The sequence below is a fragment of the Ciceribacter sichuanensis genome, from assembly GCF_024055605.1.
GTDB classification, from domain to species: domain Bacteria; phylum Pseudomonadota; class Alphaproteobacteria; order Rhizobiales; family Rhizobiaceae; genus Allorhizobium; species Allorhizobium sichuanense.
Genome location: NZ_JAMXLX010000013.1, coordinates 63,260 through 86,428, shown reverse-complemented (window position 1 = coordinate 86,428; position 23,169 = coordinate 63,260). Strand labels below are relative to the sequence as shown.

24 protein-coding genes are annotated in these 23,169 nt (G+C 59.5%); 5 read left to right on the top strand and 19 right to left on the bottom strand.

The window, feature by feature from the left end:
- Window positions 1–43 precede the first annotated feature (43 nt).
- The 9 genes from NBH21_RS24765 to NBH21_RS24725 form a co-directional block, all read right to left on the bottom strand.
- Window positions 44–631 carry a transglycosylase SLT domain-containing protein gene (locus tag NBH21_RS24765; RefSeq protein ID WP_250945037.1) on the bottom strand — a complete coding sequence of 196 codons (588 nt, stop codon included), beginning with the start codon at window positions 629–631 and terminating at the stop codon, window positions 44–46.
- A complete protein-coding gene (gene fliK, locus NBH21_RS24760) occupies window positions 561–2,039 on the bottom strand; it encodes a flagellar hook-length control protein FliK (protein ID WP_250913269.1) in 1,479 nt (492 codons plus the stop codon). Before fliK ends, NBH21_RS24765 begins: the two co-directional genes overlap by 71 nt.
- The gene (gene motC / locus NBH21_RS24755; RefSeq protein ID WP_250913268.1) at window positions 2,036–3,373 is read right to left on the bottom strand and encodes a chemotaxis protein MotC; all 1,338 of its coding nucleotides are present in this window, start codon (window positions 3,371–3,373) and stop codon (window positions 2,036–2,038) included. The genes fliK and motC overlap by 4 nt, the downstream gene beginning before the upstream one ends.
- 10 nt (window positions 3,374–3,383) lie before the next feature.
- Window positions 3,384–4,664, bottom strand: a complete 1,281-nt coding sequence (locus NBH21_RS24750) for a MotB family protein (RefSeq protein WP_250913267.1) — start codon at window positions 4,662–4,664, stop codon at window positions 3,384–3,386.
- Window positions 4,657–5,301 carry a hypothetical protein gene (locus tag NBH21_RS24745; RefSeq protein WP_250913266.1) on the bottom strand — a complete coding sequence of 215 codons (645 nt, stop codon included), beginning with the start codon at window positions 5,299–5,301 and terminating at the stop codon, window positions 4,657–4,659. Before NBH21_RS24745 ends, NBH21_RS24750 begins: the two co-directional genes overlap by 8 nt.
- Before the next feature lie 200 nt (window positions 5,302–5,501).
- A complete protein-coding gene (locus tag NBH21_RS24740) occupies window positions 5,502–6,473 on the bottom strand; it encodes a flagellin N-terminal helical domain-containing protein (protein WP_250913265.1) in 972 nt (323 codons plus the stop codon).
- A gap of 292 nt (window positions 6,474–6,765) precedes the next feature.
- Window positions 6,766–7,647, bottom strand: coding sequence for a flagellin N-terminal helical domain-containing protein (locus NBH21_RS24735; protein ID WP_250913264.1), 882 nt, complete (start codon window positions 7,645–7,647; stop codon window positions 6,766–6,768).
- Window positions 7,648–7,964: 317 nt separating this feature from the next.
- Window positions 7,965–8,843: a flagellin N-terminal helical domain-containing protein gene (locus NBH21_RS24730; protein ID WP_250913263.1), complete on the bottom strand. Its 879-nt coding sequence runs from the start codon at window positions 8,841–8,843 to the stop codon at window positions 7,965–7,967.
- A 444-nt stretch (window positions 8,844–9,287) separates the two neighbouring features.
- The gene (locus NBH21_RS24725) at window positions 9,288–10,166 is read right to left on the bottom strand and encodes a flagellin N-terminal helical domain-containing protein (protein ID WP_250913262.1); all 879 of its coding nucleotides are present in this window, start codon (window positions 10,164–10,166) and stop codon (window positions 9,288–9,290) included.
- A gap of 389 nt (window positions 10,167–10,555) precedes the next feature.
- Here NBH21_RS24725 and NBH21_RS24720 point away from each other — a divergent pair, with 389 nt between their 5' ends.
- Both NBH21_RS24720 and NBH21_RS24715 read left to right on the top strand, forming a co-directional pair.
- A complete protein-coding gene (locus NBH21_RS24720) occupies window positions 10,556–12,475 on the top strand; it encodes an O-linked N-acetylglucosamine transferase, SPINDLY family protein (RefSeq protein ID WP_250913261.1) in 1,920 nt (639 codons plus the stop codon).
- 541 nt (window positions 12,476–13,016) lie between these two features.
- Complete coding sequence (locus tag NBH21_RS24715; RefSeq protein WP_250913260.1) at window positions 13,017–13,454, top strand: hypothetical protein; 438 nt, start codon at window positions 13,017–13,019, stop codon at window positions 13,452–13,454.
- Between the two features lie 337 nt (window positions 13,455–13,791).
- On the opposite strand, the gene fliP is transcribed toward NBH21_RS24715, so the two are convergent.
- From fliP to flgB, 10 genes are read right to left on the bottom strand one after another with little or no spacing between them, the layout of a single operon-like run.
- On the bottom strand, window positions 13,792–14,538 hold the full coding sequence (fliP, locus tag NBH21_RS24710) for a flagellar type III secretion system pore protein FliP (protein ID WP_250913259.1): 747 nt from the start codon (window positions 14,536–14,538) through the stop codon (window positions 13,792–13,794).
- Window positions 14,535–15,053 carry a flagellar basal body-associated FliL family protein gene (locus NBH21_RS24705; protein WP_425340476.1) on the bottom strand — a complete coding sequence of 173 codons (519 nt, stop codon included), beginning with the start codon at window positions 15,051–15,053 and terminating at the stop codon, window positions 14,535–14,537. Before NBH21_RS24705 ends, fliP begins: the two co-directional genes overlap by 4 nt.
- Window positions 15,054–15,101: 48 nt before the next feature.
- Window positions 15,102–15,827 carry a flagellar basal body L-ring protein FlgH gene (gene flgH, locus NBH21_RS24700; protein ID WP_250913257.1) on the bottom strand — a complete coding sequence of 242 codons (726 nt, stop codon included), beginning with the start codon at window positions 15,825–15,827 and terminating at the stop codon, window positions 15,102–15,104.
- Window positions 15,824–16,372, bottom strand: coding sequence for a MotE family protein (locus NBH21_RS24695; protein ID WP_250913256.1), 549 nt, complete (start codon window positions 16,370–16,372; stop codon window positions 15,824–15,826). Before NBH21_RS24695 ends, flgH begins: the two co-directional genes overlap by 4 nt.
- Complete coding sequence (locus NBH21_RS24690) at window positions 16,369–17,490, bottom strand: flagellar basal body P-ring protein FlgI (protein ID WP_425340475.1); 1,122 nt, start codon at window positions 17,488–17,490, stop codon at window positions 16,369–16,371. Before NBH21_RS24690 ends, NBH21_RS24695 begins: the two co-directional genes overlap by 4 nt.
- Window positions 17,487–17,951, bottom strand: a complete 465-nt coding sequence (gene flgA / locus NBH21_RS24685) for a flagellar basal body P-ring formation chaperone FlgA (protein ID WP_425340474.1) — start codon at window positions 17,949–17,951, stop codon at window positions 17,487–17,489. The genes NBH21_RS24690 and flgA overlap by 4 nt, the downstream gene beginning before the upstream one ends.
- 45 nt (window positions 17,952–17,996) lie before the next feature.
- Complete coding sequence (flgG, locus tag NBH21_RS24680) at window positions 17,997–18,785, bottom strand: flagellar basal-body rod protein FlgG (protein WP_250913254.1); 789 nt, start codon at window positions 18,783–18,785, stop codon at window positions 17,997–17,999.
- A 20-nt stretch (window positions 18,786–18,805) separates the two neighbouring features.
- On the bottom strand, window positions 18,806–19,153 hold the full coding sequence (gene fliE / locus NBH21_RS24675; protein ID WP_250913253.1) for a flagellar hook-basal body complex protein FliE: 348 nt from the start codon (window positions 19,151–19,153) through the stop codon (window positions 18,806–18,808).
- A 2-nt stretch (window positions 19,154–19,155) separates the two neighbouring features.
- Window positions 19,156–19,569 carry a flagellar basal body rod protein FlgC gene (flgC, locus tag NBH21_RS24670; RefSeq protein ID WP_250913252.1) on the bottom strand — a complete coding sequence of 138 codons (414 nt, stop codon included), beginning with the start codon at window positions 19,567–19,569 and terminating at the stop codon, window positions 19,156–19,158.
- Between the two features lies 1 nt (window position 19,570).
- Window positions 19,571–19,972, bottom strand: coding sequence for a flagellar basal body rod protein FlgB (gene flgB / locus NBH21_RS24665; RefSeq protein WP_250913251.1), 402 nt, complete (start codon window positions 19,970–19,972; stop codon window positions 19,571–19,573).
- A 452-nt stretch (window positions 19,973–20,424) separates the two neighbouring features.
- On the opposite strand from flgB, the gene flgF reads away from it, so the two are divergent.
- The 3 genes from flgF to NBH21_RS24650 are packed head-to-tail and all read left to right on the top strand — an operon-like array spanning window position 20,425 to window position 23,144.
- Window positions 20,425–21,159, top strand: coding sequence for a flagellar basal-body rod protein FlgF (gene flgF, locus NBH21_RS24660; RefSeq protein WP_250913250.1), 735 nt, complete (start codon window positions 20,425–20,427; stop codon window positions 21,157–21,159).
- 18 nt (window positions 21,160–21,177) lie between these two features.
- On the top strand, window positions 21,178–22,578 hold the full coding sequence (gene fliI / locus NBH21_RS24655; protein WP_250913249.1) for a flagellar protein export ATPase FliI: 1,401 nt from the start codon (window positions 21,178–21,180) through the stop codon (window positions 22,576–22,578).
- Window positions 22,578–23,144 (top strand): flagellar protein, encoded by a 567-nt coding sequence (locus NBH21_RS24650; RefSeq protein WP_250913276.1) that lies wholly within the window; start codon window positions 22,578–22,580, stop codon window positions 23,142–23,144. Before fliI ends, NBH21_RS24650 begins: the two co-directional genes overlap by 1 nt.
- Window positions 23,145–23,169 lie beyond the last annotated feature (25 nt).

The window sequence follows — 23,169 nt, the reverse complement described above, 5'->3', positions numbered from 1 at the left end:
GCCGGATTCATCGGATCGCGAGGATGATGACGGCCTATTCCCCTTAAGGTTGCGCATTCCGGCAGAACGAAGCCGCAGCCGACGTCCACTTCCCGTAGCCCGTCGCTACAAGATTGGCGATCACGCGACAGACATATTTCTGCTGCGCGGGGTCGTTGTTCGGGCCGGCATGATAGCGGGCAACCGCCATGGTCCAGGTTTCGTGCCTGTCATGAAGACGCTTCAGGAACAGGGCTGCATAGGCAACGTTCTGCGCCGGATCGAACATCTGTTCCACCGATCCGAATTCGGAACTGTGATAGTAATGGTTGATCTGCATGCAGCCGATATCAATCAGCTTTGCGCCACGCCGTTTGGCATCCGCGAACTGGTTGTAGGCATCCTGCAGCGAAGCCGGGAAATAGGCCTTGCCTTCGATATTCAGGGCATAGGGACTGAGCGAACCCTTGCGGCCGGTCTCTGTCAGGCCGACCGAATAGAGGATGCCTTCGGGAATCCCGTATCGGGCTGCAGCGCTCTCGATCTGCCGCTCGCAGGTGCGCGCGGCAGCCTCACTCTTCTCAGAGGTAGACGTGCTCAGGGCGAGCAGAGCCAGCGCCGGCAGCAACAGTGCCTTCGACCACACCTGCATCATTGCCTCCTGCCGTTGCCGAACCGGATGACGTCCTGTCGAACTGGTCAGCCTGTCGCGCATCGCCGCCGCTCTGCCGGTTACCCTGCTGCTGGGACTGGCCCATATCAGAAGCCTGGCGTCCGCCAGCTGCGTTGTCGCCCGACTTGTCGGACGAGGACGACATGCTGACGGAGATCTGATCGACGCTGAAACCCTGGGCCTTCAGCGCATCCATGATGGAATTGCTATCGTTCGTGAGTTCGCGATAGGCGCTGCTGCTATGCACAGTGAGATGAATGCTGAGGTCCTCGCCCACGAGCCGCATCGTCGCGGTGATGTTGCCAAGCTCCACCGGGTTCATCTGGATCTTCAGCGTGTGGACCACATTGCCGGTGCTGGCGAAAAGTGCGGAGTTGGCGAGCTTCGAGGCCGGGTCCAGGGCCGTGGCCCATTGCGGATCGTTGGCTATCGTCGATGCCACGGACAGCGCATTCGAGTTCGGGGCGAGCCCGAGATAGCGTCTGGAATCGACTACCTGCACGACAGGCGCGTCCTTGGCCGTCGGCGCGGAAACATCCACGTCGACGCTGCCGTCAGTGCCCGGAGCGACATACATATCAACGCCTGCAGCAGCCGAGTCGCTCCTCTGGAACCGGAAGACTGCGCCATCTTCCGTTGATGACGCATCATCGCCGGAAGCAACATCCTGTCCGGCCTGTTCGGGGAGAGCCCTTGCGCCGGTTGCCAGTGCGTCGATACCGTTGATCGCGCCCTGCTGCGCCGCGTTGAACTCACTGGCGGCGACCGCCGTCTGCTCGGTCTGGCCACCGGCCAGAGGAAGCGACAACAGCGACAACATGTCATCAAGCGTGCTCGTATCAGTCGAAGCCGTATCGACGGTTTCGTCGGCGGCATCCGTCGGAAGATCGGTGTCCGTTTTGGCACTATCTGCGAGTTTCTTGAGTGCCGCAGCCAGCGCCTTGGTGTCCGTTACCCCACCATCGGTCGTGGACATCGCCAGAGCGGCTGCAATTTCCGCCAGTTTCTGCGAATTTGCGCCGGGCTTCTCGGAGGCCGTGCTGGTTGTCTTTCCATCGGTGGTATCGGGCTGCTGCGCGGGCTGCCCGGTGGACATCTGCTCGCTGAGGGAAGCGAGATCGGTCTCGGAGGACGCTGGAACCTCACGCGGAGGCGCGACCTGAACCTTGGCTTCCTCGGAAAGGTCGGGAACATCGCCCTCGGGCGCCGGGGTCGCGCCCTTCGCTTCGCCCTCATCCGAATAGCTCTCCGGCTTTTCGCCGTCGAAAGCATTCAGGGTTTTGGAGAATGCATCTTCGTCAGACGCCTGGGAGGACTTGGCGCCCGCCCCCGTCATCGAAATCATTTCGGAGGTAGCCTTGGCGGCAGTGTTTACGACGTTCATCATTTGATGTTGCCTTCCTGTTCAAGAAGCGCGTCAATCTCTCCCAACCGGCCCCGACTTTGCTTCACAAAATCAAGAACCGGTCCACCCTCGCCCGTCGCCGCGTCCGCCGCACCGGGCTGGGTATCCGCATTCGCCTCGGCCGGTGCCGGTTCGGGCACGGACGGGGCTGAAACCGATTGCTGCTCGTCTTCCATTTGCATCGGACTTTGCGGCCGCGGGGCGAGCAAAGCCTGACCGGTCGCGCCGGCACGGGGCTCATCAACCTTGATCGGCTCATCCAGCACCGGCGGTTGCAGGATCTGTTCGGCAATGCTGCGGGCAGCATTGCGCAATGCCCTGTCCCGTTCGGACAGTGTTCCTTCCGATACGGCGGACAATCGATCGATTGCCGAAACGACATCGGACGAGGAGACGCTGGCCACGCTTTCATAAAGGGTTGGCAGGACCGGCTGCCCATTTCCATCGAGCAGGCCGGCCAGGCGCTGGGCCTCGGTTGCCGAAAGCCTCGCGAGTTCCTGATTGCCCCGAAGCGTCGCTGCGCGCGCGATCCGCAGATAGATCTCCTGCCGACGCGCCGTATCCATCGGCTCCAGAACATCGACGATATCGTTTTCGGTAATGACACCGTAATGCTTCACCACCAGTTCCACGAAAAGATCGGCAAACTGGTTGGAATAGGGAGAATGAACAAACCGACGAGCGTAATGGCGGGAATAGGACAGCGCCTTTTCCACCTCGGAGACACCCATGCTTGCAACGATGGAACGACGGAGCGCCGCCTCCTCGATGATCGTGCCAGGAGCGCTGAGGCGGGCCTCATCAAAGAAACCAAGCGCAGTGCGGGCATCGGTCGGGAAAGTGATATTGCCGGCAATCAGCGCCAGATAGGGACCGAGCGCCGTGTGACGATATTCCGGAACCAGATCGCCAATCGTCTTTGCCACCTGCATGCCACGGCCATCGAAATACTTCTGCAGGACATTGACGACGCGGGCATCGAAATTGCCATCGACATCACGGGCGACGAGGTAGCTGAGGGTCGCCGGATTGCCGCCGCTCATGGTATAGACCAGTGCGGCATCGGCGTTGCGCGGTTCGCTGAATATCTCTGCATCGGCCGAGCGCAGGCGATTGTCGATCGTCTCCAGCATGAAACGCTGCATGTCGCCGGCGGAGTGATCGCCGAGAACCACGGAGTCCTGCATGAACTGCAGTGACCGCAGCATCTTGTATGGAGACAGGCTGCTATCCGCCCAAGCGGCCGCAGGCCATGCGGCAATCACCGCGGCCGACAGCGTGAAGCGGAAAATGCTGCCTTTGGGTGATCGTGTCATCGCCGCGCCTTTAGCCATCGCTGAGCAGGATCTCGATGCGCCGGTTTGCACCGTTCATGGGATCGTCAGGCAGTTGCAGGCGACGGTCGGCGAAGCCAGACATCTGCTTGACGCGATCTTCCTGAAGGCCACCGCGCACCAGCATGTAATAGGCCGCATGCGCGCGATCCATCGACAGGCTCCAGTTGTCGCCCTTGCCGCCGCGATAGGGCCTGACGTCGGTGTGACCACGGATGATGATCGAACCCGGCTTGTCCTTGAGGATCGCGCCGATCTTTTCCATCGCCAGCACCAGTTCCTTCTGCGGTATTGCCGAGCCGACATCGAACATCGGCGACGTCGCCTGATCGGAGATGGTGAGAAGCGTTCCCCCTTCCGAAGGCGTCACGACGATACCCTCGGCAAGCTTGCCCGAAACGCCGTTCAGCGAGCGGGAAAGCTCCTCGCGCAATTCCTCGGCCTCCTTTTTCTGCTCGGGAGTGACCGGCAATTCTGCTGCCATGTCATCCTCGGCGGCAGCGGGTTGCGTTTTGTCGGCGGTCTTCGCCTGAGTGGCATCCGGAGAGACTGGAGCCACCTTGCCCGGCGCCTCCGACTTTCCGTCCTCGGGCTTCGTTTCCTTGCCCGGAGCGAGCATCGCCTGCTCGGTCTGCTGAACCGGTGTGTCGGGCAGCTTGCTGTCCTGGATCTCAGGCATGGTGTTCTGGGCGGGACCGCCTGCTACCTGCTTGCTCCAGAAATCGGGATCGAAAGGATCGCGATAAGCCTCACCGCCGGACGCGCCGGTCGAGGGACCGGAATTGGCAGCACCGCCCTCGCCCTTGACGCTGACGTTTGCCTGCTGCCCCACTTCCTGGGCGATCTCCGCGAGAACCGCATAGGGGTTTTCGAAGAAATCGGCCTCCGAATAATGGGTATTTTCGCCTGACGAGGCCGTCAGGTCATCACCCGACGCGGCTGCCGCCGCGTCTTCGGGCTTCTCGGCCTTGACGTCCGATTTCTGTGCCTTCTGTTCGCCTTCAGCTTCCTTCGCCGGTTCCTTGACGCCCTTCTCGCTCGGCTTTTCGTCGGTCAGCTTGATCGGATTGAAGTAGCTGGAGATCGAGGCCTTGGTTTCCTCGTTCGCGGCGTTGACGAGCCACATCACGAGGAAGAAGGCCATCATGGCGGTCATGAAGTCGGCATAAGCGATCTTCCAGGCCCCGCCGTGAGCACCATCGTGATCACCCTTGTGACGCTTGACGATGATGATCTCGTTCTTACCGCGATGATGGTTTTCGCCCTCACTCATCCATAAGCCCTTCCATGGCTTCGACTACGCCAGCCAGCCGCGTCACAAGAACGGAATCACCCATCTGGAACGACAGTTCGATTTCGGACGTCTCACGGAAGTCGACGGAAGCGTCGATTCCAGCAAGGCGGGTCCTTACGGTTTCGAGGAGACGATCCGGCCCGGCAACCTGCAGCCTGCCCGCCTCCCCTTCTGTGATTTCCTCGGCAACCCTCGATGCGAATGCCGCCGCCGTCTGCATGGCGATCTTCTCCTCGACCAGAGGAGACAGGACGCGAACAACCGCGGCTTCAACGGCTCCGGCGACCGAAGCCGTCATCTGCTGAAAGGCCTGCCCGATGTGCTGGGCGACCTCGTCTTCGTATTTCTCCCTGAGGGCAGTCAGTTCTTCGCGATGAGCTGCCTCCATGGCGTCGAGTGCCTGGCGGTGCTTTTCCGCGAGTTCTCGCTCGGCGGTCTCGTGGCCTTCGGCATAGGCCTCGTTCTTGATGGCCTCGACATCCACCGGCTCCTCCACCGGAGCGGCCAGCAGATCGGGTTGGGCAAAATCATCCGCGATATCCGAGGAGAAATCGCCGGGCGGCGGCGTGACCGCCGCACTGAAATCCTTCAGATAGCGGGAGAGCAGAACACTCATGCCGCGCCCCCACAGCGACCGTCAACGTGATCCAACCGCCCGAAATCTCTCATCGATCCGTACAAGCAAACAATTTCGGCCACGGCGTTCCTCATCAACGGTGTTCACGCGAAGCACCCGAACGGAATCAGGCGATCATCTACGCTTGAAAGGAACTAAGACCTCAAACTTGTGCGAGGATGGACCAAACCTGTGGCCGATCAACTGAAGAGGACGCTGAGGGATTGCTGGTGACTGTTAAGCAACGACAATACCTGCATCGCCACCTCCTGCTGGGTCTTGAAGGCCGCAAGCTTGGCGGACTCCTCCTCCATGTCGGTATCGACCAGCCGGCTGATGCTCTCGTCGAAGGTGTCGCTGAGCGAGGCCGCGTAAGTCACCTGCTGATCGATCCGGTTCGACATGGAGCCCAGCGAACTGCCGAGACGGTTCAACTGGTCCGTCATGGAGCTGACGACGGCGATCATGTCATCGAGTTCGCTGATGGTCGTCGCTTCGGAAATGCTGATTTCGGTACCGGTTGCCGGCGCAGCGGATCCAACATCGAGAAGATAATAGTTGCGCGGCGTGCCGGTCGGGTTGTCCGGATCCACCAGCGTATCGGCATCGATCGCGCCGGTGAACAGTCCACGGCTGGCATCCTGCGTATCGATCAGCGTCGACTGGCTGCTGCTGATGCTGATGAAATTCAGGGACACCGAACCGGAGACCGAACGCTGGAAAGACGCTGGAACGGTGTAAGTGTCGATCATGCTGGCATCGGTATTGTAAAGCCAGTTGTCGCCTGAGAAGGTCGCTGCCTGGGTGACGGACTGCAGATTTCCCTTCAGCTCCGTCAGTGAAGTATTAAGCGTCGTGCGGTCGGTACCCGCTTCGTAAGCCGTCTCGAGCAGAGCGGTGATCTGGTCAAGGATATCGATGGCGGAATTGACGGCTTCATAGGAGGTATCCACCTTGGAGGCGCCGAGGTTCAGTGCATCGGCGATACTGCCGACAATGCTCTTGTCGGATCTCATGCCGGTGGCAACAGACCAATAGCCTGCATTATCCGCCGCAGAGGCGATCTTCAGACCGGAATCACTTCTGGACTGCGTCTTCTCCAGGGAATCACTGGCAAAAAGGAGCGTCTGCAAGGCGCTCTGAGTGTAGCTCGTCATGATGACGTTGGACATGTTCCACCTACCCGATGTTGTGACAAGGGGACATGCCGAGCAAAAAACGGCATCAACGTTGCGGCTTCATGCCACCCGAATCGAGAACGGGTACGTCGTGCTGATTGGTTCGAAGTTAATTATGGTTAACCAAAGATTGAAACAGTGACAAGACGAAATCTTGGAGAGATCGACAAATAATTAACCGATTGCTGATTTCCGAATAATTTCGCAATACTCAAATAATACAAACGAAAATGTCGCGCCATTGCTGGCGCGACTCTCAAGTATTCCACGTACCTTGATCCAGATTTTACTGCTGGAAGAGGGTGAGGATGTTCGACGAAGAGGAGTTCGCGATCGACAGCGACTGGATAGCGAGCTGCTGCTGGGTCTGCAGGGCAGAGAGCTTGGCAGATTCTTCTTCCATGTCGGCGTCCACGAGGCGCGAAACACCCGATTCAATCGCGTCGGAGAGCTTGGCAGCGAAGTCGTCCTGCAACTCGATGCGGGTGATCATCGCGCCGAGGGCAGCGCCGGCGATAGTCATTTCAGCGAGTGCGCTTTCGACCTGATCGAGGTAGGCGGCGATATCGCCAGTGGTGGAAGCGCTGGAGAGCACGATCCCCATGACGGAGCCGAGGATACCACCAGTGCCGACGCCTGCTGCGATGGAACTGAAGAGAGCGTAGGAAGCAACCGCGTATTCAGCAGTCGTGACCTTGACCGTGCCGTCGTTGTTACGGATGAAGCCATCCACGACAACCGTGTTGGAAGCAGCAGACGAAGCAACCATCCAGTTTTCGCCGGAGAAGGAAGCGGCCTGGGCGATTGCGGTCAGCTGTTCCTGCAGCTTGTCGATTTCGAGCTGGATCTGGTCCTTGTCGGTCGAGGCTTCCGTTGCGGTTACGAGCTTTGCCTTGATTTCATCAACAACGTCAATGGCGCTTTCCATGGCGGCGTAAGCAGTGTCAACCTTGGCAGCACCAACCCCGAGAGCGTCCGAGGCGGCGTTCAGTGCCTTGTTGTCGGAGTTCATCGTCGTGGAGATCGACCAATAGGCAACGTTATCGGCAGCTTCACCAACCCGGTAGCCCGAGGAAACGCGGTCCTGCGTGTCGGCAAGGCTGGTGTTGATGGCGCGCAGCGTCTGGAGGGCAGACATGGCGGAAGTGTTGGTCAGAATACTGGTCATCTTAGATCGCCCCTTTGGCAATGAATTGAGGAAGGGACATTCCGGCGTGAACCGGTAACGGCGTTCAGCTTCATGCCTGCCGACCCCTTTTTTTCTCGGATCGGCTCGCTGTTTCGATGGTCCTAGAAAACAGCATCGTGGTTAACAATTGGTAAATGCGGGTGCGAGAAAATTAACATAAATAAACAGGAAGCTAACGCGGGACCTCATCACAGACACTTTGTTAACACATTGAAAAAATGAATTAATTCTTCAGACGCCCAAACGGAAAAAGGCCGCGCGTAAGCGCGGCCTTCCTATTAAGAGTAAGATAAATCTTACTGGAACAGGGTAAGGATGTTCTGCGAAGAGGAGTTCGCGATCGACAGCGACTGGATGGCGAGCTGCTGCTGGGTCTGCAGGGCAGAGAGCTTGGCAGATTCTTCTTCCATGTCGGCGTCCACGAGGCGCGAAACACCCGATTCGATGGCGTCGGAGAGCTTGTTAGCGAAGTCGTCCTGCAGGTCGATACGGGTCGACAGAGCGCCGAGAGCGGCACCAGCGATGGTCATTTCGGACAGAGCGGTTTCGACCTGGTCGAGGTAGCCGCTGATCTCGCCGGCGGTAGAGTTGCTGGACAGCGTGATCGACATGACCGAGCCGAGGATACCGCCGGTGCCGACGCCGCCCGAGATCGAGTCGAAGAGTGCGTAGGAGCCAACCTTGTATTCAGCGGTCGTGACCTTGACCGTGCCGTCGTCGTTGCGGACGAAGCCGTCAACAACCGTGGTGTTCGAAGCGGAAGCCGAAGCAACCATCCAGTTTTCGCCGGAGAAGGAAGCGGCCTGGCCGATCGAGGAAAGCTGTTCCTGCAGCTTGCCGATTTCGAGCTGGATCTGGTCCTTGTCGGTCGAAGTTTCAGTCGCCGTTACCAGCTTTGCCTTGATTTCGTTGACGACGTCGATGGCGCTTTCCATGGCAGCGTAAGCGGTGTCAACCTTGGCAGCACCCACACCGAGAGCGTCGGAAGCAGCGTTCAGCGCCTTGTTGTCCGAGTTCATCGTGGTGGAGATCGACCAATAAGCAACGTTATCGGCAGCTTCGCCAACGCGGAAGCCCGAGGAAACGCGATCCTGCGTATCAGCCAGGTTGGTATTGATGTTACGCAACGTCTGAAGTGCGGACATTGCGGAAGTATTGGTCAGGATACTGGTCATCTAGAATCGCCCCTTTGGCAATAAATATGGAAGGGACATTCGGGGTTTGCCCGGAAACATTGGTCAGCATCATGCTTGCCGAGTGCTTTATAGTTAACTTCGGCCCGCTGTTTCGATGACCTGATTAGACACCATTAAGGTTAACGACTTCCAAATGCGAAAAGAAAAATCAAAAATATTTGCGGGCGCGCTTTGGCGCTTGCGATCAGGCATACGAAGAAACCTGCGGAACGGGCGTCACAGGGCCATGGAACAGGGCTGCGAGAGGCGGAAATTTGTATTTTCGAGGTCATGGCGGGCGGCGGAAGCCGCGTATTCAGCCATTCAAATAATGGCGCGGGGGCACAAAAAGGCTTAACGAAAGAAGCCAACTCCCCTCCTCCCCGAAACGAAAAACCGCGCCCGAAGGCGCGGTTCCCGATTTCTTTTTCCGGAGATCCAGTCTTACTGGAAGAGAGCCAGAATGTTCTGCGAAGAGGAGTTCGCGATCGACAGCGACTGGATGGCGAGCTGCTGCTGGGTCTGCAGAGCAGAGAGCTTGGCAGATTCTTCTTCCATGTCGGCGTCCACGAGGCCCGAAACACCCGATTCGATGGCGTCGGAGAGCTTCGAAGCGAAGTCGTCCTGCAGGTCGATGCGGGTCGACAGAGCACCGAGAGCTGCACCGCCCTTGGTCATTTCAGACAGAGCGGTTTCGACCTGGTCGAGGTAGGCGCTGATGTCGCCAGAGGTAGAAGCGCTGGTGAGCTTGATTGCCATGACCGAGCCGAGCAGACCGCCGGTGCCAACGCCATTGGTAACCGATTCGAAGATCGCGTAGGAGCTGACCTTGTATTCGGCAGTCGTGATCTTGACCGTGCCGTCGTCGTTACGGACGAAGCCGTCAACAACCGTGGTGTTCGAAGCGGAAGCCGAAGCAACCATCCAGTTTTCGCCGTTGAACGAAGCAGCCTGACCGATTGCCGACAGCTGTTCCTGCAGCTTGCCGATTTCGAGCTGGATCTGGTCCTTGTCGGCCGAGCTTTCGCTTGCGGTGACCAGTTTGGCCTTGATTTCGTTTACAACGTCAATGGAGCTTTCCATGGCAGCGTAAGCGGTGTCAACCTTGGCGGCGCCAACGCCCAGGGCGTCCTGAGCAGCGCCCAGCGCCTTGTTGTCCGAACGCATGGTGGTTGCGATCGACCAGTAAGCCGCGCCGTCGGCAGCGGAACCGACCTTGTAACCGGTCGAGACGCGGTCCTGCGTCTTGGACAGGCTGTTGTTGATGTCACGCAGCGTGGAGAGAGCGGCGGTAGCGTTCTTATTGAAGTTGATGCTAGACATGAAGTGTCCCCTTAAGACTCAAAACAAACAACGAGGACATGCCGGGTCAGAAATTCCGGCCGTGACGGACCGACATCATGCCACTCGGTTCCATTTTTCTTTCAAGGACACCAAACCCGTCACACGAACGAAACTCGCAGCCAACCCTTGCCAACTTCTTAATTTTGGCGATTCGCGCCGGGTAGCCTTGCCCCGTGGTTAACAGACCGCAAAAACACGAACAGGCCCGGTAAGAAATTGCCTGGTCCCGGGGATCCGGCGGACATCGACACCCGTTTCAAGCAAGCTTCGGCAAATAGCTTGCCTCAAAAGCAGCCTGTTTCGGCCGTGGCATTCGTCACTTCGCGGCAGCAAACATACCGGCGGCAAGCATTACGACGGAGCGAACGTTGAACGAAATCACCTATGCGACAGCGTCCAAACAGTATCGGACCGGACACTTCACGGCGTCCTTGTCGACGCTCAATCGCCTCCTCGACCTTCAACGGGACGCAAGAACCTACACGCTGCTCGCCAAGACGCTGCTGCAGCTCGGTCTCAAGCAGGAGGCCGCAAATTCCTACCAGCTCGCCGCCGAACAGGGCGGCCAGCATGCGGAGGACAATACCAGCGAGGCGATCAAGCTTTATTTCGCCTGCGGCGAAAAGGACCGAGCGCTTGCGCTGGCCAATGGCATCCTGAGCAGGGTACGTCGCCAACCGGATCTCGCCTATATCGTCGGCTCTCTTCTCGTCGACCGTCAGCAGGCCCGGCTTGCCCGTGTGTTCAAGGACTTGCTGATGAAAAGCGATGTCCTCGAGCACATGCAGCTCGGCGCACGCATCTCGCTCTATACCTGGGATGTCTTCGATCCCTCCGATATCGAAACAGCCCGCGTGCTGCTGGCCAAGTTGCCACGCAATCAGTCCATTCGCCTGATGTATCTCACCTTCTCGCGTGAACACTGCAAGTTCGACGCCGTGGAACGACACCAGCCGATCATCGAAGCGGCAATTGCCGAGGGAGACACCGAGTTCCTGCGGAATGACGGCACCTTCTTCAACCTGCATTGGACGGGTGACGAACACCTGAACCAGATTGCGCGAAGCAACACGCCGTTCTTCAGCCCGGAGATTACGAAGATACGCCGCTCGGTGCCGCATACGTGGTCGGACAAGATCCGTATCGGCTATGTGTCCTCCGACCTCTTCGACCGACACGCAACGATGAAGCTTATCCGGCGCGTTCTGGAATTGCATGATCGCGACCGGTTCGAAATCACGCTGTTCTGCCACACCGATCCCGAAATGCTGGCGACAAACCAGGCGGACCGCAGCCTATGGGGCGATATCGTCACGATCCGCGACATGGAGGATCCGCAGGTTGTCGCGGAAATCCGCAAGCGCGGTATCGACATTCTCGTCGACCTCAAGGGGCATACGGTCGGTAACCGTACCGCACTGTTCAACAAGGCGGCGGCTCCCATTCAGGTCGCATGGCTGGGTTTCCCCGGTTCGACCGTCAACGTCGACCTCGACTATGCGATCGGCGACAAATACGTGCTGCCCGACAGCTCCGCCCCGCATTACTACGAAAAATTCTGCCGGATGCCGGATACCTACCAGCCGAACGACCCGGACAACCGCCCGCTTGCCAAGAAGATGAGCAAGACCGATGTAGGTCTGCCGGAAGATGCCTTTGTCTTCGCGTCGTTCAATGCAAACCGCAAGATCACGCCCAAGGTTATCGAGATGTGGGCGACGATCCTGAAGAAAACGCCGAACAGCGTGATCTGGATCCTCAAGCGTGGCAAGGAAGTCCAGGCGAACATCATCGCCAAGTTCGGCTCCCTGGGTATCCCGCCCAAGCGCATCTTCTTCATGTCGCAGTTGGAATTCGACCTCCACCTCAACCGTATCACCGCGGCGGATATCGGCCTCGACACCTTCCCGGTTAACGGCCACACGACCACCTCGGAACAGCTGTGGGCCGGTCTTCCGGTCCTGACCGTCAAGGGCACGAACTTCGCGTCCCGCGTCAGCGAAAGCCTGCTCAACGCGATCGGGCTTCCCGAACTGGTTGCCGAGGACGAAGAGGACTACGTGCGCAAGGCCATCGAGTTCGCCCAGAACCCCGAACTCGTCACGCAGTATCGCCAGCGGCTCGAAGACAACCGGCTGAGCAGCCCGCTTTTCGATGCGGAGCGTTTCTGCCGGCACCTGGAAACCGCCTATCAGATGATGATCGACCGGGCGAAACAGGGTCTCGAGCCGGATCATCTGGATGTACCCTCGCTGCCTCCGCGCGACGGTGCCTTCATGGTCAAGTAAGACCCAAATATTCGAGAATAGCGTCCGTGGCATGAAGCCACATCCATTGTGCTGACGAGGCATGCAAAACTGCGCCCTCACTGGGGCCGGGAGGCTGTCTTCGAACGACAATGGAGCCGACTTGTCGACCTCAAAGCGACATTTCGATGATGCTCACCGCAGTTCGCGGTCAAGCATCAGGAGCCGGCGCGCTCAATGGATCAGCTGTCGAACAGGAAGACAGGATCGATGCCCTTTCTCAAGGGTGTCCCGAAGACCCGTCTTCTCCGGCATCTGACGTACCTGCGTCACTTACTGGCCTGGCCAGCAACAGCTACGTAAACATCCGAGCGTCCGAGCATGTCGAAACGAAACGATTACCTATCACCGATCCCTGTCAGGCGTTGCGGCCCGGCGCACGGAAATGCGCTGCCTATCGGCTCAACACCTGTGCAGGCGCCGAAAGATAGATTGATTTTCCAATAAGTTAAAAGGTTGCGACGGGTTCGGATCGCCGAAAGTCCGCCGCGTATAGGAACTAGAAGACGGGTAAACAGACAAAATGAAAATATGCCCCTACTCGATCGAACGCGAAGAAATCCTCGCACGTGCCGTTGGCCCTCTCGCAGCCGAATTACGACTGATCGATGCGGCAGACTTCATTTCCATGCTGCGTTTTGAACATCACGGCAGCATCGCCGACCTCGTCGAGTCCGCGGCCGAACTCTATTTCCATCCCGGCACGATCCGCTTCGGCGCCGGCGGCGACTATTCGCTGGACTGGGATAGCATGCCCTCCGTCACGCTCGATCTCGAAATCATGCCGCGAGGCGTAACCGTCTACGCCCGGCTGATGCTGGGTAGGGACAAGGCCGCCATCTCAATCGACTACATCAATTTTCAGAACGCATCGAGCGATCCGGATGCCAACACGGCATTCCTCGCCAGCAGCCTGGGCGACGCCCGGCTGATGCCGACGCGGACCGCCAGCGCTCTTTGAGAGGAATGGCGGAGAGACAACTCTCCGCCGGCTCGCCGGGCTTGCCGGCGAGATATTTGCCGCCCCGGCTTCTCCGCGTCTACGCCGCCGCAAGGGCGGCGTCACAGGGCCCCAGTCCCGCTCTGCTGGCCATTCTGGACGCGAGCCTGACATCAGCATCCGCTCCCGTCATCTTGATGACTTCACTTGCAACGCCACTGCTGCAATTCAAGACAGGCCGACCTTCCTGTTATCCCCCAAGCAACTCGCCCGCACGTTAGCGGAGCGATAGGGGCATGCGAAAACGCCCGTGGAAGCAAGCCCACGGGCGTTTTCGATATACCGGAGCTTGCGTTTCTTACGAGAACGATCGCACGAGAGAGCCCACGAGCAGGTTCCAGCCGTCGATGAGGACGAAGAACAGGATCTTGAACGGCAGGGAGATCGATGTCGGCGGAAGCATCATCATACCCATCGCCATGGTGATGGTCGCAACCACCATATCGATGACGAGGAAGGGAAGAACGATCAGGAAGCCGATTTCGAAGCCGCGACGGATCTCCGAGAGCATGAAGGCGGGGACCAGCACGCGGTAGTCCGCCTTGCCGTCGCTCACTGTCTGCTGACCGCGCTCGTTTGCAATGTCGACGAAAAGCGCCAGATCCTTCGGCCGTGTGTTGGTCATCATGAATGTGCGGAACGGTTCGGCGATCCGCTGGACGGCCTCAGCTTCCGAAAGCTGGTTCTGCAGCATGGGCTGAATGCCGTCCTGCCAGGCGCGATCGAATGTCGGCGCCATGACGTAGAAGGTCATGAACAACGCCATGCTCGTCAGGATCATATTGGACGGCGTCGTCGCAAGGCCCATGCCCGACCGCAGGATCGAGAAGGCGATGATGAAGCGCGGAAAGCTCGTCACCATGATGAGAATGCCGGGCGCAACCGACAAGACCGTCAGGAGCCCGAAGGTACGGATGATCCAGGCAGCAGCGGATCCATCCACCGGAAGATTGAGGAGATCCGGAAGTTGCTGCGGCAACTGCTGGGCGTTCGCCAGTTCGGGGAACAGGCCCAATGCAGCAAGAAGGATTAAAAGGCGTATCATTCGATCACGAACATCCTGAACAGGACCTTTGATATCCGGCCCTGCGAGCGCTGGTCAACGATTTCCGATACGTCATCCCTAAGATATTGAAAGCCGCGCGGCCCCTGCACCTGCTGAAGAGACACCGTCCGCAGATATGCGAGGACGTCCTGATGGATTTCCTCGGCCAAAGCCGGATCGGGAGTGCCGTTGAACAGCAGCGCAAGCTCGATCCTGATCCAGTTTTCGGATGGGTAGGCCAGATTCGTGACGATCGGGTCCAGCGCGACCAAGTTCGGCTGGCTCGCGGAGATGTTGGGGATTTCACCCTTCTCTCCGCCCGCCTCATGACCGCCGGCCGCCTTGGCTTCAGGCTCTGCCGGAGCCTCCTGCCCTGCCGGTGGTGTCAATGCTGGAGCCAGCATCTTGCCGACAAGCCAGCCGCCGCCAAGGCCGACGACCGACAAGACGGCGACAATGGCGATCGTGACGATCATTGCGGATTTTTTCTTGCCGGTGGATTCCGCGTCAGCGATCATCAGGGCAGCCATGTCACCAAATGTCCTTCAATAGGGTCAGAAAGGTCAGATCGGGGCAAAGAGGTCTACGACCTGCTGCCCGACCGGCGGCTGCTGCACCTCGGTTATGCGGCCACGGCCACCATAGGAGATGCGGGCTTCGGCAATCTTGTCGTAGGAGATCGTGTTGTCGGAATCGACATCCTGCGGCCGCACGATACCAGCGACGTTCAGGATGCGGATTTCGTGGTTCACACGAACTTCCTGGGAACCGCTGATGATCAGGTTGCCGTTTTCAAGAACGCCGGTCACCACGGCCGCGACGAGCAGCGTCAGCTTTTCGGAACGGCTGATCGAACCCTTGCCATCCGATTTGCTGGTTGTGTCGAAGCCCATCGTCGAATCCGTCTCCGGCTTCCAGCCGAAGATCGTGGCGCTCGCCTGCCAGTTCGTCGTCCGTTCGTTGGTGCGCTCACGGTCGGTTTCGTTGTCGAAGCTTGCCTTGTCGTTGATCTGGATGTTGACAGTCATGATATCGCCGACGTTCAAAGCACGCGCGTCCTTGAACAGCGCGGCCTGGCTGTCGCTCCAGAGCGAATAGCCGCTCGCAGTCTTGTGCGGCTGCTTCGGATACATCGCCATCTGCGGCGTCTGGCCGTAACGAAGGCCGCTGCCGATCGGGCTCATGGAAGGCGCGTTGCCGATTTCCTTGAGCGTCTGGTTCTCCGTCACGCTCTTGCAACCTGACAGGAGAGCGACGGTCAGCATAAGGGCGGGGAACGCTTTATTCATGACGGATCTTTCGAAGTGTTTGGATCCGCGGCACTGGACATGATCGAAGACACGATGGCGGCCTTCTTCGCTTCCATTTCGCTGAGGATCAGACCCGACTGGCGGGCAGGGAGTTTCATGATGATCGCTGCAGCGAGTGTAGCGTCCATTTCCTGGAGCTGCGGTGCCGCCGCATCCGCCTTCATGGTCTTGTAGATGTCCACAAGACCTGCTTCAGCCTGCTTCAGGAAGTCGTTGCGACGCTTCAGCCAATCCTCATACTCGGCCTTGCGCGCTTCCATCACGGAAATGCGCTGGTCGATATCGGCCTGCAGCTTCTCGAGTTCTTCCTTCTGCAGAAGATAACGCCGGTCGCGCGCGGGGTCCGCGATATTGGTGCAATACTGGCGGATTTCGTCCTCGGTCGTCGGCGGAGAAGCCGTCTGGACCGCTTCCTGGGCACTTGCCGCGGGAAGCACCGCCATCAGGCAAAGAGCAGCAAAGACCGAACGGGACAACACTACGCCGTGGCCAGCCTTGCGGGATGTAACGACTGTCTCTGTCATTGCAGCACGAGCTCCGCTTGCAAGGCACCACTCGATTTGATGCCCTGAAGAATGGCGATGATACCGTCAGGCTTCACGCCGATATTGTTCAGGCCGGCAACGAGGGTACGCAGATCCGGTCCATCGATGATCGCGACGGGGCCACCGGTCTTTTCCGCGGTGATATCGGTCTGATCCTGAATTGCGGTCTGCCCCTTCGAGAAAGGTTCCGGCTGGATGACTTGCGGGGTCTCGGTAACCTGCACCGTCAGGGTGCCGTAGCTTACCGCGACCTTGGCGATGCGAACGTCGGCGCCGATGACGATTGTGCCGGTGCGCTCGTTGATGACGACCTTTGCCGGGGTATCCGTCTCGACCACAAGATTTTCGATATCCGCCATCAGGCGCGTGAGATCGGCCGTCTGCGGCTTCTGGACGACAACCGCCTGTGCGTCACGTGCTTCGGCGATCCGTCGGCCATGATTGCGCGAGGCATAGGCGTTGATCACGTCGGCGATGCGGATGGCAGTCGAGAAGTCCGGGTTGCGCAGCTGCAGCACCAGATTGACGGAATCCTTGAACTGCGAGGGCAGTTCCCGCTCGATGATGGCACCGCCTGGCACGCGGCCGGCCGTGGTAACACCTTCGGTGATCTGGGCAGCCTGACCCTGGGCATTGAAACCAGAAACGACAACCGATCCCTGCGCGACGGCGTAAATCTGGCCATCGGCGCCGGTAAGCGAGGTCATGACCAGCGTACCGCCGCGAAGAGAGGTTGCGTCGCCGAGCGAGCTTACGGTCACGTCCATGCGGCTGCCCGGGCTTGCGAAAGGCGGCAGGTTGGCGGTCACCATGACGGCTGCGGTATTCTTGGCGCTGGACTGGCCGCCCTGCGTGGAAATCCCGAGGTTCTGCAGCATCGCGCGCATGGACTGCTCGGTAAACGGCGACGAACGAAGGCTGTCACCAGATCCCTGCAGACCGACCACGAGACCATAGCCGATCAACTGGTTGTCCCGGCCGGCCTGAAGCGATGCGATATCCTTGACGCGCGCGTTCGGCTCGGCGACCGCGCCGAAGGCGGATGCCACCAGCATGGCCAGCGCAGCAAGCGCCACGGAAAGGGAATGAATGGTCATTTCTGCATAACCTCGACTGTTCCATCGGCCATCACAGTGCCACTCACGATCACTCCGGTATCGAGATTGCGCATGCGCACGACGTCGCCGACCATGGCATCCTGAAGGGGAGTTCCGGCGGCTGAAATCGTCATGCCTCCGGTGTTGACGGTCATGCGCATGGTCGAGCCGCGCTGCACAGCGAAGGGTTCGCGTAGGCTGCCCACCGGAATGGTCCGGCCGGGAACGAGAGTGCGCTTGGAAACCTTGCCGATCACGTCCGAAACATCGGTCGCATAACCACCGGCGAGGTTGGGGTTGGTCACCTCGACCTCTGTCACGCGGCCGGCGCCGATGATTTCGCCGGGGAAAATCGTCGCCGTCGGCACCACGGCATAGCGGGTTTGGGCAAGCGCCGTTTGTGGCACCATGCCAGCAGCGAGCAGCAGGACGGAAACCGCCCCACTGCGCGCCAAATTCACTGCATAGTTCCGGGAAAACTTCATGCTTGCCCTGCCTCGTTAGGACTACTTCAGATTCTGGCTGACGATGGTCGCCATCTCGTCGGCAGTCGTGATGACCTTGGAGTTCATTTCGTAAGCACGCTGGGCGGAAATCAGATCGGTGATCTCCTTGACCGCATCGACGTTCGAGCTTTCGAGATAACCCTGCTTGACGTAACCGAAACCGGTATCCTGAGCGACGCCGACAACGGCATCGCCGGAAGCTTCCGTCTGCTGGAACAGGTTGTCGCCGAGCGGTTTCAGACCGGCCTCGTTGACGAAGTTGGAAAGCTGGAGCTGACCGAGTTCCGTCAGATTTTCCTCCGAGCCCACCCGAACCGAAACGATACCGTCCTGACTGATGGTGATTTCCGTTGCATCATCGGGGATGGTGATGTTCGGCATGACGCCGTAACCGTCGATGGTCACGAGACGGCCGTTCGCGTCCTTGTTGAAGGCACCGGCGCGGGTGTAGAGCGTCGAACCGTCGCCGCCTTCCACCATGAAGAAGCCCTTGCCGACGATGGCGACATCAAGGTCGTTACCCGTCGAGGAGATTTCACCCTGGGTATGAAGCTTGCGGACGGCAGACGTCTGCACGCCGAGACCGATATTGGCGCCTTCCGGCACCACGGACTGGTTTGCCCGGTTGGCCACGCCTTGGGCGCGCTCCGTCTGGTAAAGCAGGTCGGTGAACTCGGCGCGGCCGCGCTTGAAGCTGGTGGTGTTGATGTTCGCAATGTTGTTTGCGATGACTTCGAGATTGGTCTGCTGGGCATCCATACCCGTCGCAGCAATGGCAAGTGCTCTCATGGTCGCGATTCCTCAGCCGTCTAGATCTGCATCTTGGTGATTTCGAGATAGGCGGAAACCACCTTGTCGCGCAGGGCGACCGCCGTCTTCAGCGTACGGTCGGCTTCCATGACGGCATCGACGACTTCGCGCGTGTCCGCGGTGCCCTTGATGCCGGCGAAGGAGGCGGCTTCACCGCCCTTGACCGCGCTGATGGCATCATTGACGGCGCCGCCGAGCACGCTGGCAAAGGTCGGCCCAAGTGCTGCGCTCGCGGCGGCCGAGACGACGGTGCCGGCCTGCGACAGAATGCTGCTCTCACTCGACTGAACACCGAGCGTACCGGCGCCCTTTGTCAGTGAGTTGATGCTGGAAACGGAATCAATCATCGTTAGCCTTTCAATAGGTCGATCGTTGCCGAGATGAGATCTCGCGTCTGACGAATAGTCTGTAGATTGGCCTCGTAGCTGCGGTTCGCTTCGCGCAGGTCGGCCATCTCAATCAGCATGTTGACGTTAGGGAGCTTCACCATGCCGTTCTCGTCGGCGGCCGGATGGTCCGGATCGTATTCCTCAACGAAGTCCGAACGGTCGACGCCGAGCTTCTTCACATGCACCAGCGTCGTACCGGATGCGCGGTCCAGCTCGGAATCGAAGGTGATGATCTTGCGCCGATAGGCGTCGGCGCCAGGCGTATCGCCGGTCGTGCGGGAGTTCGCGATGTTTTCCGATACGATGCGCAGTCGGGTGGACTGGGCTTCGAGACCGCTTCCCGCGATCTTCAGGGAGGCTGACAAAGGATCCATTTTACTTACCTACTGCGGCCAGCATCATATTGTTCATGGCGCGTACGAGCTGGGTGTTGAGCTCAAACTGACGCTTGACTTCACCCATCTTGGCGACTTCGTTCGCAAGCGCGACCGTATTGCCGGACTCCTGCGTACCGATTTCGTTGTTGACGTCCGGTTCTTCTACCTCGACCTTGCCGTTACCGATTACGCTGGCTTCCATGTGACCCGGCTGGGTACGGGCCATCGCCATTCCGGCGCTGGCCCCGGCGGACTTCAATTCGCTGTCGAACGGGGTGACATCCTTCGCGAGGAATTTCGGCGTATTGGCATTGGCGATGTTCGTGGCGACCACTTCCTGTCTGACAGACAGCCATTGGGCCTGCCGGGACGCCAGGTCGAACAACTGAATAGGCTCCATCGCTATTCTCCGTATTTCTCTCATGCCATGAGTAGAGCGACAATCTTGCGCGGGACTTACGGAAAAACCTCTTTGGAAAATGAACCGCCGCGATGGCCGCCTATCGGGAAAAGAGACGCTCCCCCACCTCAGATTTCCCGGAAAAAACCGGCAGAGGCAGGCGCTTTTCGACGATTCGCAGGCAGTCCTGAGACCTGACCGGTTGGTTCGCGACGCGTGATCCGGCGCCAGGCGTCAAGGGCACATCGGCCGGCTGAATTCCGTCCCTATAGAAGAATAATGTGCTGCAGGGTCACTTTTGCATTGTGCCGAAATCAAACTGACCGCGGCCGGATCGCGATGCAGCAATCTACAGGTTCGCACAAGCAACGGCTTCTAGCTTCCGGCAATATATTGCGAAAGCTGTTCCCCGAACGGGTGGAACGCAGCGCGCGGATTACCAGGAGAGATATATGCAGTCGGGCATTTACGTTGGCATTTCCTCGCAGATCGCTCTCGAACGCCGACTGACGACCATCGCCGACAACATCGCGAACATGAATACGGCCGGTTTTCGCGCCACCGAGGTCAAGTTCGACGAGGTCATGAGCAAGACCGGCAACGACATCAATGCCAAGATCGCCTTCGTCAATCAGGGCAACGATTACCTGTCGACGCGCGCCGGCGAAGTCCAGCAGTCGGGTAATCCGCTCGACTTCGCAGTCAAGGGTGATGCCTGGTTCTCCATCGACACCCCCGCCGGACAGGTTCTGACCCGCGACGGCCGCTTCTCCATGACGCAGACCGGCGACCTGGTGTCCACCCAGGGCTATCCGGTTCTCGACGCCGGCGGTGCTCCAATCCAGCTCAACGCCAATGGTGGCCCGCCCACAGTTGGCCTCGATGGCCGCATCAGCCAGGACGGACGGATTGTCGGCTCCATCGGCGTATTCACCGCCGACCTGAGCAAGGGCTTCCTGCGTTACGAAAACAGCGGTGTGATCGCCACTGACGCTCCCCAGCCGGTGACAGATTCGAGCGATGTCGGCGTCATGCAGGGCTTCGTGGAAGGCTCCAACGTCAATGCGGTGTCGGAGATGACGCAGCTCATCCAGGTCAACCGCGCGTTCGAAGGTATCTCGTCACTGCTCCAGAGCAGCGAGAACACCTTCACTTCGGCCATCAAGACCCTCGGTGGCAGCCAGTAATCTTTAAAGGTAGCGACGATGGAGCAATCCGGCGCACAGACCGTGAGCATGCCGCGACTGGACGGTCTGGCGGAAATCGCAAGAAATTACGGCCAGCCGGGAACCAACCTGTTCCGGGGCGGGCGCGTGCGCACGATCGCCGCCGGCCACTACACCGTCAGCGGGCTTTCGCAGCATGTCCGGCTTGGGGAGTTCGTGGCGCACCAGAGCGCCACCGGCGTCCACATGGGCGAGGTCGTGCGCGTCGAACCGGACCTCATCTATGTCTGCCCCATCGAACCCGGTGAACCGATAGGTGTTGACGACATGGTCCTTCGGCAGGGCGAATTCCGCCTTGCACCGGATGCCAGCTGGTGCGGCAGGACGATCAGCTCGCTCTGCCGTCCGATAGACGGTAAGGGTCCACTTACTAGTGGATCGATCGAACGATCCATCACCAGCCTTCCTCCACCTTCGATGACGCGCAGCCGCGTGGACAAGCCATTTCGCACCGGCGTCAAAGCGATCGATATCTTCGCGCCGCTCTGCTACGGCCAGCGTCTCGGCATTTTCGCGGGTTCGGGCGTCGGCAAGTCGACACTGCTTTCAATGCTCGCCAAGGCCGACGCCTTCGACAAGGTGGTGATCACGCTCGTCGGCGAACGCGGTCGTGAGGTGCGCGAGTTCATCGAGGATACGCTGGGTGACAACATGGCCAAGTCGGTCGTTGTCGTGACGACCAGCGACGAGAGCCCGATGCTGCGCAAGATGGCGCCGCTTGTCGGCATGACCATTGCCGAACATTTCCGCGACCAGGGCGACAACGTGCTGTTCATCGCCGACAGCGTGACGCGCTTCGCCCACGCCATCCGCGAGGTCGCGATTGCGGCCGGCGAGCCGCCGGTCGCCCGCGGCTATCCTGCCTCGGTCTTCACGGAAATGCCTCGGTTGCTCGAGCGCGCCGGACCCGGCCTTGAAGGTTCCGGCACCATCACCGCAATCATTTCGATCCTTGTCGACGGCGACAATCACAACGATCCGATCGCCGACTCGACACGCGGTATTCTCGACGGACATATCGTGCTCGATCGTGCGCTTGCCGACGAGGGACGATATCCGCCCATCAATCCGCTGTCCTCGATCTCCCGTCTAGCCCGCAAGGCATGGACGCCGGACCAGGAAAAACTGGTGTCGCGCCTGAAGTCGCTCATTCATAACTATGAAGAGACGAAAGATTTGCGTCTGATCGGCGGCTACCGGCCCGGCACGGACCCGGATCTCGACATGGCGGTCAAGCAGGTGCCTGTCGTCTACGACGTCATCAAACAATCGCCCGGCGATCGCATGGTGATCGACGCCTATACGGAACTGGCCAACGCATTGAGGGCCTCGCTCTCCGGCGGCAACCAGGCCGCTGCCAACGCGAAGCGAGGCGCGTGATGAAAATAATCGGCAAGAACAAACACCCGAAGTCCCACGAACCGGTCGCCGAGGAAAGACGCACGACCGCGCTCGACCGCTGGCTGACCGGCGGCATCATGGCGGTCGCGGCGGCGGCAGCCGCCTTTCCGTGGTATGTCTTCTTCAATCAGGACAAGTTCGGGGTCAGCGTTGCCGGGTGGGAATCGCTTCGCGACCTGCCGCAGGGACGCGGTAACGGTGGGGTCGGGATCGATCGTGGCCCCGCGGAACAACTGAACGCACAGAACAGGTCCGATATACCCGCCGAGACGAACGTCGACCCGCTGACGACTGCGACCGTTTCCAGTCTCGGTCCTGAGGGCCAAGGGAACGGCGATGGCCGCGAGACGCAACCCTTTCCCGGCGGCAGCGATCTGCGGCTCCTTCATGTGGCCAATGGCCGGGCACTCATCGAGGACAAGTCGGGCATATTCATCGTCCAGGTTGGCTCCATTCTTCCGGACAACTCCCGCCTTGCGGCATTTCGCCAGCACGAAGGGAAATGGGAGATCGTCACTTCAACAGGTGCGGTCTACAGCGAATAGAGCCGGCGACCTCCGGCATGCGCTC

Excerpts from the sequence above, each read along its gene's own strand:
- NBH21_RS24765 (WP_250945037.1), bottom strand. The coding sequence starts at position 631 with ATGCAGGTGTGGTCGAAGGCACTGTTGCTGCCGGCGCTGGCTCTGCTC.
- fliK (WP_250913269.1), bottom strand. The coding sequence starts at position 2,039 with ATGATGAACGTCGTAAACACTGCCGCCAAGGCTACCTCCGAAATGATT.
- motC (WP_250913268.1), bottom strand. The coding sequence starts at position 3,373 with ATGACACGATCACCCAAAGGCAGCATTTTCCGCTTCACGCTGTCGGCC.
- NBH21_RS24750 (WP_250913267.1), bottom strand. The coding sequence starts at position 4,664 with ATGAGTGAGGGCGAAAACCATCATCGCGGTAAGAACGAGATCATCATC.
- NBH21_RS24745 (WP_250913266.1), bottom strand. The coding sequence starts at position 5,301 with ATGAGTGTTCTGCTCTCCCGCTATCTGAAGGATTTCAGTGCGGCGGTC.
- NBH21_RS24740 (WP_250913265.1), bottom strand. The coding sequence starts at position 6,473 with ATGTCCAACGTCATCATGACGAGCTACACTCAGAGCGCCTTGCAGACG.
- NBH21_RS24735 (WP_250913264.1), bottom strand. The coding sequence starts at position 7,647 with ATGACCAGTATTCTGACCAACACTTCCGCCATGTCTGCCCTCCAGACG.
- NBH21_RS24730 (WP_250913263.1), bottom strand. The coding sequence starts at position 8,843 with ATGACCAGTATCCTGACCAATACTTCCGCAATGTCCGCACTTCAGACG.
- NBH21_RS24725 (WP_250913262.1), bottom strand. The coding sequence starts at position 10,166 with ATGTCTAGCATCAACTTCAATAAGAACGCTACCGCCGCTCTCTCCACG.
- NBH21_RS24715 (WP_250913260.1), top strand. The coding sequence starts at position 13,017 with ATGAAAATATGCCCCTACTCGATCGAACGCGAAGAAATCCTCGCACGT.
- fliP (WP_250913259.1), bottom strand. The coding sequence starts at position 14,538 with ATGATACGCCTTTTAATCCTTCTTGCTGCATTGGGCCTGTTCCCCGAA.
- flgH (WP_250913257.1), bottom strand. The coding sequence starts at position 15,827 with ATGAATAAAGCGTTCCCCGCCCTTATGCTGACCGTCGCTCTCCTGTCA.
- NBH21_RS24695 (WP_250913256.1), bottom strand. The coding sequence starts at position 16,372 with ATGACAGAGACAGTCGTTACATCCCGCAAGGCTGGCCACGGCGTAGTG.
- NBH21_RS24690 (WP_425340475.1), bottom strand. The coding sequence starts at position 17,490 with ATGACCATTCATTCCCTTTCCGTGGCGCTTGCTGCGCTGGCCATGCTG.
- flgG (WP_250913254.1), bottom strand. The coding sequence starts at position 18,785 with ATGAGAGCACTTGCCATTGCTGCGACGGGTATGGATGCCCAGCAGACC.
- fliE (WP_250913253.1), bottom strand. The coding sequence starts at position 19,153 with ATGATTGATTCCGTTTCCAGCATCAACTCACTGACAAAGGGCGCCGGT.
- flgC (WP_250913252.1), bottom strand. The coding sequence starts at position 19,569 with ATGGATCCTTTGTCAGCCTCCCTGAAGATCGCGGGAAGCGGTCTCGAA.
- flgB (WP_250913251.1), bottom strand. The coding sequence starts at position 19,972 with ATGGAGCCTATTCAGTTGTTCGACCTGGCGTCCCGGCAGGCCCAATGG.
- flgF (WP_250913250.1), top strand. The coding sequence starts at position 20,425 with ATGCAGTCGGGCATTTACGTTGGCATTTCCTCGCAGATCGCTCTCGAA.
- fliI (WP_250913249.1), top strand. The coding sequence starts at position 21,178 with ATGGAGCAATCCGGCGCACAGACCGTGAGCATGCCGCGACTGGACGGT.
- NBH21_RS24650 (WP_250913276.1), top strand. The coding sequence starts at position 22,578 with ATGAAAATAATCGGCAAGAACAAACACCCGAAGTCCCACGAACCGGTC.